Genomic DNA, 14,255 nt, shown 5'->3' with positions numbered 1-14,255 from the left:
AGTGATATGGCAAATTTAGTAGCTATTGTAGGACGCCCGAATGTGGGTAAATCTACGCTTTTTAATCGTCTGACCCAAAGCCGTCGCGCTATTGTGAGCGACACGGCAGGTACGACACGCGACCGACAGTATGGCAAGTGCCAGTGGAATGGCCGCGAATTTTCAGTAGTCGATACCGGAGGATGGGTTGTTAATTCCGATGATATTTTCGAGGACGCCATCCGCCGTCAGGTATTGGTGGCAACGGAAGAAGCCGACTTCGTGCTTTTCCTTGTCGATAATGATACCGGCATCACGGATTGGGATGAAGACGTGGCGCAGATTCTGCGTCGTTCAAAGCTCCCCGTAATCCTTGTGGCAAACAAGGTAGATAATAGTGGCGAGTATTATCAGGCAGCCGAATTTTATCGTCTCGGTTTGGGCGACCCAGTATGTATCAGTGCGCAGACAGGTGGTGGAACAGGCGACCTGCTCGACCTGCTTCTCGAGCGTATGCAAGACCTTCCCGAGGAAGAACTGGAGGAAGAAATCCCGCGTTTTGCCGTTGTGGGCCGTCCTAATGCCGGTAAGTCGAGTCTCATCAACGCCTTTATCGGCGAGGACCGAAACATCGTTACCGAGATAGCAGGCACAACGCGCGATAGTATCTACACACGTTATACGAAGTTCGGTTTCGACTTCTATCTTGTCGATACGGCAGGTATCCGCCGCAAGAACAAGGTAACGGAAGACCTTGAGTTCTATTCCGTGATGCGTTCCATCCGCAGCATCGAGAACTCCGACGTATGTATCCTGATGATTGACGCCACACGTGGTATCGAGGCACAGGATATGAACATCTTCCAGTTGATTCAGCGCAACAACAAGAGCCTCGTTGTGGTGGTAAACAAGTGGGATTTGGTTGAAGACAAAGACCAGAAGGTTATCAAGACCTTCGAAGAAGCCATCCGTAAGCGTATGGCACCGTTTGTAGACTTCCCCATTATTTTCGCTTCAGCACTCACAAAGCAGCGCATCTTCAAGGTACTTGAGATAGCCAAACAGGTATATACGAACCGTAAGATGCACATCGGCACTACCAAGCTGAACGAAGTGATGCTCCCTATTATCGAAGCAACGCCCCCTCCATCTGTAAAGGGTAAGTACATAAAGATTAAGTATTGCTCGCAGTTGCCCAACACCCAGATTCCGTCTTTCGTGTTTTATGCCAACCTGCCGCAATACATCCGTGAGCAGTATCGCCGTTTCCTCGAGAATCAGATTCGTGCACACTGGGATTTGAATGGTTGTCCCATCAATGTTTTCATCCGTCAGAAGTAACCTGGGAGCAATCGTCGTGAAGCATATATTATACGTAATCTTGTCAATCGCAATGCTTGTGTCCTGTAACGGAAAGGATGCTGAGCTCGATCAGGGCACATTGGCAGCAAATGCAGCCAAACTCTATTATCAGGATTTGATATCCGGGAAGACAGAACACTTTCTGGAAGGAGTGAATATGCCCGACCGTATTCCCGAAGACTACAAGAAGCAAATGCTGTCGAACTACAAGCAGTTTATGGACAAACAGAAGGAAGCGCACAAGGGCGTTGATTCCATCACTATCAGCAACACGCAGCTCTCCGAAAAAGACAGTACTGCAAGCGTGTTCCTCGTTCTCCACTTCGCCGATTCCACCTCCGAACAGGTAATTGTGCCGATGCTGAAGAAAAAAGGAATATGGTATATGCGATAACCGATGTTCCGATGAGGAACCGAATATAAATGCAAGCCACACATTCATCTGTGAGTGTGTGGCTTGCTTTGTTTTGAGAGAGTTATGGATTTGAGAATAATCTGAACTGGGAAAACTATGAATGATTTTTACAAAAGCCCTTTCATAGCTTCAATATTTCGGAGCAAGAATTTATTTTTTTCAAATACGCGAATTATGAGCGTTTTTGTAACTTACTGATTAATAGTGTATTATTCTCTCACTCCCAATAAAGCCAATGCCTTGTAGGATGAAAAGTTCTCATAATGAGCAATAAATATGATGAAATGAACATTTTAAAAGCGTTAAATCTCGTAAGTTTTCGTTCCATTCTTGCGAAGATTGTCGTGCATTCTTCGCAAAGTTGCATTGCGTTCTTCGTACGATTGCAAAATGGTCTTCGGAGAAACGAATAGCAATCATTAAAAATCAAGGTCATAAGTCTCAAAATACTCCCTTCTAATTCCTATATTGAAAATTTTCAGAAGCCGATTTTTGGTAAAGGGAATTTACAAAAGGAACAGGGGCAAACAAGTTGCTAAGAGAGCAAGACCACGAGAAAACCACTTTCTATATTGAAGAAATGGCACGCAGTTAAGGCTGCAATTATATGATGGGAAGATAAGATTTGCTTGTAAGTATCTTGGTTAGTGGAATCGTTCAGCTATGCCAAAGCGAAGTATAGATATACAATTCACGCCAATGTTTCCTGAGAGGCATTGGCGTGAATTGGCTGTTAAGGGGGCAAGATAGGTGTGTGTAGGCGATGAGCGTTTGGCTCTAGCCTTCCATTTCGGCAGCCTTCACTTTCTTGAACAGGTCGGAAGCGAATACGAGGTCGTTGAGTTTCTTGTTGTTCGACGAAATTACGGAGTCCTTGTTGCCCTGCCATTCCTTTCGTCCGTCGCTGATGAAGATGATGTTTTCTCCGATTCCCATTACCGAGTTCATATCGTGCGTGTTGATGATGGTGGTAATGTTGAATTCCTTTGTGATGTCTGAGAGCAGTTGGTCGATGACGAGCGAAGTCTTGGGGTCGAGTCCGGAGTTCGGCTCGTCGCAGAAAAGATACTTGGGATTCATCACTACGGCACGCGCAATCGCCACACGCTTCTGCATACCACCGGATATTTCGCCCGGATATTTGTCTTCAGCACCCTTGAGGTTCACTCTTTCCAGACATTTCATAGCCTGTTTCTGTCGCTCGTTGAGCGTCATATTCGAGAACATATCAAGAGGGAACCGAACGTTTTCAAGTACGGTAAGCGAGTCGAAGAGGGCTGAACCCTGAAAAATCATTCCCATTTCACGGCGCATCAGAATTTTTTCCTTCTTGCTCATATTCACAAAATTACGCTCATCGTAGAGCACTTCGCCACTTGTCGGGTCGAGAAGTCCTACGAGATTCTGCATCAGCACGGTCTTTCCCGCACCGCTTTGTCCGATGATGAGATTGGTTTTGCCGTCTTCAAAAACGGTGTTGATGTCGTGGAGAACTTCTTTTTCTCCGAAAGATTTATAGAGATGTTTTACTTCGATCATGTTTATTGTTAGGAGTGAAAGGGAGTTAAAGGAGTGAAGGGGAGTTAAGACAAATGTACGATTGGGACATTTGTGCGGTAATTCCGTTAGTTCCTGATGGAATGGTTATTGGGATATGGGCGCTCAACTCAGCATCTGCGTCAGGAACACGTCGCTGAACAATATCAATACGCTTGAGCTGACCACGGCATCGGTCGATGATTTGCCCACTTCTACGGAACCACCCTTCACGGTATAGCCGAAATAGGACGATACGCTCGCGATGATGAAGGCGAAGAACAGCCCCTTGATGATGCTCATATACATAAACCACGGATTGAAGGAGTGCTGAATGCCCGATGTCAGGTCGGCAGGCGTGATGATATGTCCCAGATAAGCCGTGGCATACGCACCGACAACGCCCGTGGCTGCCGAGAAGATAACGAGGAACGGCATAATCGTGATAAGCCCGATAATCTTTGGTAGGATGAGGTAGCTTGCGGAATTGATGCCCATAATCTCCAAAGCGTCTATCTGTTGCGTTACGCGCATAGTGCCAAGTTCGGATGCAATGTTTGAGCCTACCTTTCCGGAGAGAATCAGACACATAATGCTCGATGAAAATTCGAGCAGCATAATCTCTCGCGTAACGTAGCCCGACACCCAGTGCGGCATCCAAGGGCTCTGCACATTCAGCTTGATCTGAATGCAGATGACGGCTCCTATGAAGAAAGAGATGAGGAGAACGATGCCGATGGAATCGACACCCAACTGCGACATTTCCTTAACGTATCGCTTCAGGAACATACGAAAACGCTCCGGTCGGCTGAAAGTGCGTCCCATCAGGAGCAGATACTTGCCGAAAGTGGACAGCCAATTGAGTATAAGCATTTTGAAATCTTTATTAATTGTAGATGCAAAAGTAACCAAAATCCACTAAAAAACTGCAATATATTCAATAGTTTTAGCATATCTCCACGTTATTAGCGTTTATTTTACTACTTTTGCAGCATTGGAAAGAGTTGGAGGGTTGATGAGATAAACAAGGCGACAATTCGGCAGGGATGCGGGTTGGTAAGTTGGCAAGGATACGTGAGGACAGGGACAAGAGGGAGAAGACCGATTGCGGACTGCCCAGTTTGCCACTCCCGGCAAGCAGCCTTGCAACCCAACGCTCGCAGCGTCAGCCTCCATTAAAAATCATCAAGCAATGTCTGAAACAGAAAACATAACAGTTGCTCCCGAAGAAGAGAAGAGCAGTGTTCTTCGTACTGAAGGCCTCGTGAAGCGATACGGAAAGCGCACGGTGGCGAATGGCGTGAGCATCAACGTGCGTCAGGGCGAAATCGTAGGTTTGCTGGGACCCAATGGTGCCGGCAAGACCACCTCTTTCTATATGACCACGGGACTTGTGGTGCCGAACGACGGCCACGTGTTCATCGATGATCAGGAAATCACGAACTATCCGGTCTATAAGCGTGCGAAAGCCGGCATAGGTTATCTGCCTCAGGAAGCGAGTGTTTTCCGGAAGATGAGCGTTGAGGACAATATTATGAGTGTGCTCGAAATGACGAAACTCAATGCGCGGGAACGTGTGGAGAAGATGGAAAGCCTTATCCGCGAGTTCCGTCTGGAGAAGGTGCGCAAGAATCTCGGCGACCGTCTTTCCGGAGGAGAACGCCGCCGCTGCGAGATAGCCCGTTGCCTTGCCATCGACCCTAAGTTCATTATGCTCGATGAGCCGTTTGCCGGCGTGGACCCTATTGCCGTTGAGGACATTCAGCACATCGTATGGAGGCTGAAATTCCGCAACATCGGTATTCTCATTACCGACCACAACGTACACGAGACGCTGAACATCACCGACCGTGCCTACCTGCTTTTCGAGGGACGCATCCTGTTCAAGGGTACGCCCGAGGAACTGGCAGCCAACAAGACCGTGAAGGAAAAATATCTCGGTACGGACTTTGTGCTCCAGAAGAAAGACTTTCAGCTACTCGACGAGCGCAAGAGGGCACAGGAAGCAGCCGAAGATATGTAGGCGTTTAGCGTCGTTTCCATTCAGCAGAGCAATACCCGTTTCAGGCTGATGGAAACACAGTTTCCAATTAACCGAAGATTGCGTTCCATTCTTCGCAAGAATAAAATGCGTTTTTGCGAAGAATGGAACGCAATCTTCGCACGTTTGGTAATGAATGTGTTATTATTTGATTATCAGTTACTTATGAGTGAGATTGTTTGTTAAGTTATATAGGCTTTCTGAATTTCATAAATTTATCTCCTCCAACAGAGAAACACACAACACAATTATCCTGATTCTATCTGAATTCGGATTAAAAATATCTGTGATTCCGTGAGATTTTTGAGAAAGATACTTGTTGGTTTATCTCGAACTCAGGTTTTCTTTCACTACAGGAAAGTATCAACGGATTTTTCTTTCATTGCATCTTTTAGCAACTCAAATTGTAAACTCTATGTGTCAAAGCATATTCACATTGTTATAAAAGTGTGCAATTTTTGATTTTTTTCTTTCAAAAAATTTGTATTTTGAGAATAAATGGGTTAATTTTACGGCGTATTAATCTAATAATGTTAATCCAAATCAAGCATAATGAAGACAGATTTTGAAATCGCTCACGAAGCGAAGTTAGAATTAATTGAAAGTATTGCAAAGAAAGCAAACGTACCAACAGAAGCTCTTGAGCCGTATGGTAAACACATAGCAAAGGTACCTTACACACTGATTGACGAGGAAAGAGTGAAGAAATCGAAGCTGATTCTCGTTACAGCCATTACTCCTACGAAGGCAGGCAACGGCAAGACCACCGTAAGCGTAGGTCTGGCACTCGGTATGCAGCGCATCGGCAAGAACGCTATCCCTGCATTGAGAGAGCCATCGCTCGGTCCTTGCTTCGGAATGAAGGGTGGAGCAGCCGGTGGCGGATATGCGCAGGTATTGCCGATGGAGAAAATCAACCTCCACTTCACGGGCGATTTCCACGCCATCACTTCTGCCAACAATATGATTGCAGCCCTGCTGGACAACTATATCTATCAGCATCAGAACGAAGGCTTCGGTATGAAGGAAATCCTGTGGCGTCGTGTGCTCGACGTGAACGACCGTAATCTCCGAAACGTCATCACGGGTTTGGGAGCACGTACTGACGGATTGCTCACGGAAGGTGGCTTCGATATTACCCCGGCTTCCGAGATTATGGCTATCCTCTGTCTGTCAAAGGACGAGGAAGATTTGCATCGCCGTCTGGACAACATCATTCTCGGCATCACGCTTGAGGGCAAGCCTCTCTACTTGAAACAACTCGGCGTAACGGGTTCTATCGTTGCTCTTCTGCACGATGCCATCAATCCGAACCTTGTTCAGACTATTGAGAATACGCCGGCGTTCATCCACGGAGGTCCGTTTGCAAACATTGCACACGGCTGCAACAGTATTCTCGCCACGAAGATGGCAATGAACTTCAGCGACTACTGCATCACGGAGGCGGGCTTCGGCGCCGATTTGGGTGCTGAGAAGTTTATGGACATCAAGTGCCGAAAGGCCGGATTGTCGCCTGCGCTGACGGTTCTTGTTGCCACGGCTCAGGCATTGAAGATGCACGGAGGTGTGGACGAGAAGGAAATCAAGCTGCCAAACACCGAAGGCGTGCGTGCGGGATTGGCTAATCTCGATAAGCACATTGACAATATGGAGGCATTCGGCCAGACGGTTGTCGTTTGTATGAACCGTTTTGCAACCGATACCGAAGAAGAACTGGCTATCGTTAAGGAGCATTGCGAGAAGCGTGGCGTAGGCTTTGCCCTGAATTCGGCGTTCGGCGAAGGTGGAAAGGGTGCTGAAGACTTGGCACGTCTTGTAGTTGATACTATCGAGAAGAATCCTTCAAAGCCTCTGAAGTTTATGTACGAGGAGAACGAGCCTATCGAAACAAAGGTGGAGAAGGTGGCAAAGATTATCTATGGTGCTAAGGGAATCATTCTGAAGCCGGCCGCAAAGGCCAAGTTGGCAAGCATCAAGGAGTTGGGGCTGGAGCATTTCCCGGTTTGTATTGCAAAGACGCAGTATTCATTCTCGGAAGATCCGAAGGCTTACGGTATGCCAACCGACTTCGATATTACCATCCGCGACTTCGTAATCAGTGCCGGTGCTGAAATGATTGTAGCCGTTGCAGGCAGCATTATGCGTATGCCGGGACTCCCGAAGAGTCCGCAGGCCGAACGAATCAATGTAGTGAATGGCGTAATAGAAGGTCTTTCTTGATGTTTTAGATATAAAAAGTAATCGAACCCCAATGAGCAGAATGCTTGTTGGGGTTTTTGTGGTTGAGATAACCGAGACGAACAGAAAACGGGCAAATACTGCTGCTGCATTTGGAGAAACCCGTTTTTCGGTTGCTATAATTCTTAAAAATATTTTTTTTCTCCTTATATATTATGCAGTTATGCAGAATTTTGAGTACCTTTGCGCCTCGAAGTCGCTATATACATACGATTTATAGCGAAAACGCTCGTACTTTTTGATAAATAACAATAAACAATATAATAAATAAAGATGAACATTTCATTTGAAAATCCCGACAAAATCAACGGTCTTATGACCATCACGGTAGAAGAAGCTGATTTTAAGGAAGAGGTTGAGAAGGCTCTCAAGGACTATCGTAAGCGTGCTAACATTCCCGGCTTCCGTCCAGGTCAGGTGCCAATGGGTATGATCAAGCGTCAGGTAGGTCCACAGGTAAAGATGGATGCTATCAATAAGATTTTGGGCGAGAATCTCCAGAAATATATTGCTGACAACAAGATTCAGATGCTGGGTCAGCCAATGGGCAGCGAATCACAGGAAGCTGTTGATTTGGAAAAGCCTGCTCCTTACGTGTTCAAGTTCGACATTGCCGTTGCTCCGGAGTTCAAGATTGAATTGACCAATAAGGACAAGATTGACTATTATGAAATCGCAGTTGATGATAAGCTCATCGATCAGCAGGTGGATATGTTCGCCAGCCGTGCAGGACACTACGACAAGGCTGAAGAGTTTGATCCTGAAAAGCGCGATATGCTCAAGGGAGACCTCCGTGAACTCGATGCAAACGGCAATACACTTGAAGGTGGCATTACGGTAGAGGCAGCAGTCTTGATGCCACAGTACATCAAGGTGGAAGACCAGAAGAAGCTGTTCGACGGTGCTAAGCTCGGCGACATCATCACATTCAATCCTCGCAAGGCATATCCTGAAAACGATGCAGAGGTTTCTTCATTGCTGAAAATCAAGCGCGAGGAAGTGGCTCAGCACGAAGGCGATTTCTCTTATCAGATTACAGAAATCTCTCGTTTCGTAAACGCAGACAACAACAAGGAACTTTGGGACAGCATCTATGGTGCCGAAGCAGACATCAAGGACGAAAAGCAGTTCCGTGATACTATTGCAGAGGGTCTGAAGGGTCAGCTTGAGGGCGATTCCAACTATAAATTCATTCAGGATGTTCGTGCTTACGCTGAGAAAAAGGTGGGCGAACTCCAGTTCCCAGACGCTATCCTGAAGCGCATTATGCTGGCTAACAATCAGGATAAGGGGCAGGAATTTGTAGACAAGAACTATGAGCAGAGCGTTAAGGAACTCACTTGGCACCTCATCAAGGAGCAGTTGGCAGTGGCTAACGGCATCAAGGTTGAGGATGCAGACGTTCGCGAGAGCGCAATCCTGATGGCTCGTGCACAGTTTGCTCAGTACGGTATGAACAATGTTCCCGATGAATACCTGAACAACTATGCGGAGGAAATCCTCAAGAAGCGCGAGAATATCGACTCATTCGTTGAGGCTGCGCTCGACCGCAAGCTCTCTGCTGCGTTGAAGGGCATCGTTAAGTTGAACAACAAGACTGTTACAATCGACGAATTTAACAAGCTCTTGAGCGGCGAGTAATATTCGCAGGTTAAGAAATGATATAAGGAAAGCGGCAAGGAAGGCAACTTCTTTGTCGCTTTTTCGTTACAGTATCTTCACGGCTTGGCGTGTTAAGGCTCTTTCGGTTTGTCTTGCAGCGTGTGTGTCAGGATAAAGCAATGCCTGTACCTTAATAGTATAATGCTTATGGCGTATGATATAAGATGAATCCCAGATGGTTTTGACATTCTTCTTTTGTATTAATGTTCTGCATTTGCCACCCGAACACTCATCCGTATCGTAAAGTTTTGCAAAAAAAGTTGCTTAATTGTTGGAAGATTACTGTTTTTTTGAGTATCTTTGTGTTATCATATACTTTGGATAATAGTCTCTAATGGCATAATCTTTGTATTAAAGGCAAATTATATAAGGGGTAAAAGCCTCTTGTTTGTCTAATCAATTATATAAGAAAGGAAAATAAATGAACGATTTTAGAAAATATGCTACCAAGCATTTGGGTATTAACGGAATGGTGCTCGACGACATTGTGAGCGCACAGAATCAATATCTGAACCCATACATTTTGGAAGAACGCCAGCTAAACGTAACTCAGATGGACGTTTTCTCGCGCCTGATGATGGACCGTATCATCTTTCTCGGCACACAGATTGATGATTACACGGCGAACACCCTTCAGGCACAGTTGCTCTATCTGGACTCCGTTGATCCGGGCAAGGACATATCAATCTACATCAATTCTCCCGGTGGCAGCGTGACGGCAGGCCTCGGAATCTATGATACAATGCAGTTTATATCTTCCGACGTTGCTACTATCTGTACGGGTATGGCAGCTTCGATGGGTGCGGTGCTGCTCGTTGCCGGTGCGGAAGGCAAGCGTTCGGCATTGAAGCACAGCCGTGTGATGATTCATCAGCCACTCGGTGGCGTTCAGGGTCAGGCTTCCGATATCGAGATTGAAGCAAAGGAAATTCAGAAATTCAAGAAAGAACTTTACACCATCATCAGCGAACACTCTCATCAAAGCTACGAGAAGGTGTGGAACGACAGCGACCGTAACTACTGGATGACTGCCGATGAGGCGAAGGAGTACGGTATGATAGACAACGTATATTCAAAAAAGAAGTAAGGAATGCCCCAAAATAAATGCAGTTTTTGTGGTAGAAGCGAAAAGGACGTAAAGCTCCTGATAACAGGTCTTAATGGGTATATCTGCGAGGAATGCTCAAAGCAGGCCTACAATATCGTAATGGAATCGGGCGTGCTCGAGAGTACCAAGAGCGAGACGGCCGATTTCGATATGAAGAAAGTGCCGAAACCAAAGGAAATCAAGGAATATCTCGACCAATATATCATCGGACAGGACGAAGCAAAACGCTATCTCTCCGTGTCGGTGTACAACCACTACAAGCGTTTGCAGCAGGAAACCACTGATGACGGCGTGGAAATAGAAAAGAGCAACATCATAATGGTGGGCTCTACCGGTACCGGTAAGACGCTTTTGGCGCGTACCATTGCCAAACTCCTCAACGTTCCGTTTACCATCGTGGATGCAACGGTGTTTACCGAAGCCGGCTATGTGGGCGAAGACGTGGAAAGCATTCTCTCCCGCTTGCTGCAAGTGGCTGAATACGACGTTGCCGCTGCCGAGCGTGGCATTGTTTTCATCGACGAAATCGACAAGATTGCACGCAAGAGCGACAATCCGAGCATCACGCGAGACGTGAGTGGCGAGGGCGTTCAGCAGGGGTTGTTGAAATTGCTCGAAGGAACGATGGTAAACGTACCGCCAAAAGGTGGGCGCAAGCATCCCGATCAGGATTATATCCACCTAGATACAAAGAACATCCTCTTTATCTGTGGTGGAGCTTTCGACGGTATCGAGCGCAAGATAGCGCAACGGTTGAACACACACGTGGTGGGATACAACTCCGTTCAGAATGTAGCGAAAATCGACAAAAAGGATCTGATGAAGTATGTGCTCCCTCAAGACCTGAAGTCTTTCGGCCTCATTCCCGAAATCATAGGTCGTCTGCCGGTGCTCACTTATCTGAATCCGTTGGACCGCGACGCATTGCGCAGGATATTGGTAGAGCCGAAGAACTCTATCATCAAGCAGTATGTGAAGCTCTTCGATATGGACGGCATTGCACTGACATTTACCGAAGAGGCATTGGACTATATCGTTGATAAAGGAGTGGAGTATAAACTGGGTGCCCGTGGGCTTCGATCAATCGTGGAAGCCGTGATGATGGACACAATGTTTGAGATTCCATCACGCAGTGTGAAGAACTTTGAAGTTACTGCCGACTATGCTCGTCAGCAACTCGACAAAGCCCATCTCCAGCAACTGGAGCAGGGTTAAGGCATATCGGAGCATTTGCAGGGCAGCGAATACTGATTCGCAGATGCTCCGTCCTATCCTGACAATACCATAAAATGAAAAGAATACGCTAAGCTATTGACAATGACGCAGGTTAATCTTACAGAAAAACTAAAACACTATTTCGGCTTTGACAAATTCAAGGGCGCACAGGAAGCTATTATCCGGAACTTGCTGGAAGGCAACGACGCATTTGTGCTGATGCCTACGGGTGGTGGCAAGAGCCTTTGCTATCAGCTCCCTTCGCTGCTGATGGAGGGAACGGCCATTGTGGTGTCGCCATTGATTGCACTGATGAAGAATCAGGTGGATGTCATCAACGGAATGAGCGAAGATGACGGAGTGGCGCATTACCTTAACTCTACGCTGAAGAAGTCGGAGATTGACCAAACCAAGAAAGACATTCTTTCCGGCAAGACCAAATTGCTGTATGTAGCACCCGAGTCGTTGAACAAGGAAGAGAGCATAGAGTTTTTCCAGTCGGTAAACATCAGTTTCTACGCCATCGACGAAGCCCATTGCATTTCGGAATGGGGGCACGATTTCCGTCCTGAATACCGAAAGATGCGTCAGGCTATCGAGCAGATTGGCAAGGCACCGATTATTGCCTTGACGGCAACTGCCACCGATAAGGTGCGCACGGATATTGTGAAAAGCCTCGGAATAGATGGTTGCAGCGAGTTCAAAAGCTCATTCAACCGCCCCAACCTCTATTACGAGGTGCGCCCGAAGAAAAGCGAAGACGACACCAACAGGCAGATTATCAAATTCATCAAGCAGAATGCGGGCAAGAGCGGCATTATCTATTGTCTGTCAAGAAAGAAGGTTGAAGAACTTGCCGCTGTTTTGATGGCGAATGATATAAAGGCCTCACCTTACCACGCAGGGCTTGATTCGGAGACACGCTCAAAGACACAGGACGACTTCCTGATGGAAGAAATCGACGTGATTGTGGCTACCATCGCCTTCGGAATGGGTATCGACAAGCCCGATGTGCGATTCGTAATCCACTACGACATACCGAAGAGCCTCGAAGGTTACTATCAGGAAACCGGACGCGCAGGAAGAGACGGCGAAGAAGGTGTCTGCATCGTGTTCTATTCCCGCAACGACCTCAAGAAACTGGAGAAGTTTATGGAGGGCAAACCGGTGGCGGAACAGGACATCGGCCGTCAGCTTCTGCAGGAAACGGAGGCTTATGCCGAATCGTCTGTCTGTCGCCGTAAGCTGCTGCTGCACTATTTCGGCGAGGAATATCAGAAGTGTAATTGCGAAATGTGCGATAACTGTCTGCACCCGAAAACGAAAATTGAAGGCGAACAGGCCTTGCTTATCGTGCTGAAGGCAGTAAAGGCACTGAAGGAAAACTTCCGTCAGGAGTATGTTGTGAACTTCATCAAAGGCCGGGGCACCGACGACATTAAGGACCACAAGCACGACCTGCTGGAGGAATTTGGCTTGGGCGAAGACGAGAATCCGAAGATTTGGAATCCCGTTATCCGTCAGGCCCTGCTCGAGGGACTGCTGAAGAAAGATGTAGAGAACTACGGACTGATTAAATTGACGGCTGCCGGAAAACGGTTCATCAAGAATCCGTCGTCGTTTATGATAGTGATGGATACCGACTTCAAGGCCGATGAGGAAGAGGAGGAAATGTCTGGCGGCACGTCCGTACTCGATCCGGAACTCTTTGCTATGTTGAAGGATTTGCGCAAGAAGATGGCTCACAAGCAGGAAATCCCTCCTTATGTAATCTTTCAAGACCCCTCTCTGGAGCAGATGGCAGTGATGTATCCCATCAACGAACAGGAATTGCAGAACATTCAGGGCGTGGGTGCCGGCAAGGCAAAACGCTACGGTGCTGAATTTTGCAAGCTGATAAAGCAGTATTGTGAGGAAAAGGGAATTGAACGTCCCGAAGAACTCCGTGTGCGCACCGTTGCCAAGAAGTCTATGCAGAAAGTAAAAATCATTCAGGGAATCGACCGCAAATTGCCACTGGACGATTTGGCAATCGCAGAGGGACTCGAATTTGACGATCTGCTTTCAAAGATTGAGGAAATCGTGAACAGCGGAACGAAGCTCAATATCGACTACTTCCTCGAAGACATCTACGATGAAGACAAGATAAACGAAATCTACGATTACTTTATGGACAGCGAAACCGACGACCTTGATACGGCAGTAGACTTCTTCGACGGCGATTATTCCGAAGAAGACATCCGACTGGTGCGTGTGAAATTCCTGTCGGAAATGGCGAATTAAGGCAAGACATCTTGTCAGCAATGCAAGATATATCCTGCGTTGTCTGCGAATATCCGTGAGAAAGCAAGCTCACGGATTTCGCAGACAACGCAGTTTTTTTATTCATATAGGTAATACTCGAGTTAAGATATGTAAGAGATTATTACCCGAAAAAGCCTGTTTTGGTTTCTTCAATCTGGAGATTTCCGAAGCATATTCAGACGCTTGAAAACGATTTTTGCGAGAGTTGGCATCCAAACATACGATGATTGTCTGCCGTTCTTGCGAAGAACGTCAGCCGATTGTCGCAAGAATGACAGGCAGATATGCGATGAATCAATGCAAAAACATAGTCTTTTATTCTGTTTTATTGTTCCGAATGTGAACTTTTTGGAGGTGGTTTATTGCACAGAAATCTGTTGCGTAGGGATAAGTTT

At 46.7% G+C, this 14,255-nt stretch carries 11 protein-coding genes; 9 read left to right on the top strand and 2 right to left on the bottom strand.

What is annotated here, in order from left to right; genetic code table 11:
• Positions 1–6 precede the first annotated feature (6 nt).
• Positions 7–1,320 carry a ribosome biogenesis GTPase Der gene (der, locus tag P150_RS0105885; RefSeq protein WP_028896877.1) on the top strand — a complete coding sequence of 438 codons (1,314 nt, stop codon included), beginning with the start codon at positions 7–9 and terminating at the stop codon, positions 1,318–1,320.
• A gap of 16 nt (positions 1,321–1,336) precedes the next feature.
• Positions 1,337–1,735: a hypothetical protein gene (locus tag P150_RS0105880; RefSeq protein ID WP_028896876.1), complete on the top strand. Its 399-nt coding sequence runs from the start codon at positions 1,337–1,339 to the stop codon at positions 1,733–1,735.
• Positions 1,736–2,533: 798 nt separating this feature from the next.
• Here the strand turns inward: P150_RS0105880 and P150_RS0105875 are convergent.
• Both P150_RS0105875 and P150_RS0105870 read right to left on the bottom strand, forming a co-directional pair.
• Positions 2,534–3,295, bottom strand: a complete 762-nt coding sequence (locus P150_RS0105875) for an ABC transporter ATP-binding protein (RefSeq protein ID WP_028896875.1) — start codon at positions 3,293–3,295, stop codon at positions 2,534–2,536.
• 123 nt (positions 3,296–3,418) lie between these two features.
• Positions 3,419–4,165, bottom strand: a complete 747-nt coding sequence (locus P150_RS0105870) for an ABC transporter permease (RefSeq protein WP_028896874.1) — start codon at positions 4,163–4,165, stop codon at positions 3,419–3,421.
• 173 nt (positions 4,166–4,338) lie between these two features.
• Here P150_RS0105870 and P150_RS17520 point away from each other — a divergent pair, with 173 nt between their 5' ends.
• From P150_RS17520 to recQ, 7 genes are all read left to right on the top strand, one after another.
• Positions 4,339–4,506: a hypothetical protein gene (locus P150_RS17520; protein WP_155952951.1), complete on the top strand. Its 168-nt coding sequence runs from the start codon at positions 4,339–4,341 to the stop codon at positions 4,504–4,506.
• Positions 4,485–5,315, top strand: a complete 831-nt coding sequence (gene lptB / locus P150_RS0105865; protein WP_028896873.1) for an LPS export ABC transporter ATP-binding protein — start codon at positions 4,485–4,487, stop codon at positions 5,313–5,315. Before P150_RS17520 ends, lptB begins: the two co-directional genes overlap by 22 nt.
• Positions 5,316–5,885: 570 nt before the next feature.
• Complete coding sequence (locus P150_RS0105860) at positions 5,886–7,553, top strand: formate--tetrahydrofolate ligase (protein WP_028896872.1); 1,668 nt, start codon at positions 5,886–5,888, stop codon at positions 7,551–7,553.
• 291 nt (positions 7,554–7,844) lie between these two features.
• The gene (gene tig / locus P150_RS0105850) at positions 7,845–9,212 is read left to right on the top strand and encodes a trigger factor (RefSeq protein WP_028896870.1); all 1,368 of its coding nucleotides are present in this window, start codon (positions 7,845–7,847) and stop codon (positions 9,210–9,212) included.
• Positions 9,213–9,654: 442 nt separating this feature from the next.
• Complete coding sequence (gene clpP, locus P150_RS0105845; protein ID WP_028896869.1) at positions 9,655–10,320, top strand: ATP-dependent Clp endopeptidase proteolytic subunit ClpP; 666 nt, start codon at positions 9,655–9,657, stop codon at positions 10,318–10,320.
• A gap of 3 nt (positions 10,321–10,323) precedes the next feature.
• On the top strand, positions 10,324–11,556 hold the full coding sequence (clpX, locus tag P150_RS0105840; protein ID WP_028896868.1) for an ATP-dependent Clp protease ATP-binding subunit ClpX: 1,233 nt from the start codon (positions 10,324–10,326) through the stop codon (positions 11,554–11,556).
• 102 nt (positions 11,557–11,658) lie between these two features.
• Positions 11,659–13,839, top strand: a complete 2,181-nt coding sequence (gene recQ, locus P150_RS0105835; RefSeq protein WP_028896867.1) for a DNA helicase RecQ — start codon at positions 11,659–11,661, stop codon at positions 13,837–13,839.
• The last annotated feature ends 416 nt before the right edge of the window (positions 13,840–14,255 follow it).

It is taken from the genome of Prevotella sp. HUN102 (assembly GCF_000688375.1).
In the GTDB taxonomy this organism is placed as follows: Bacteria; Bacteroidota; Bacteroidia; order Bacteroidales; family Bacteroidaceae; genus Prevotella.
This window is presented reverse-complemented; position numbering and strand designations above follow the sequence as displayed.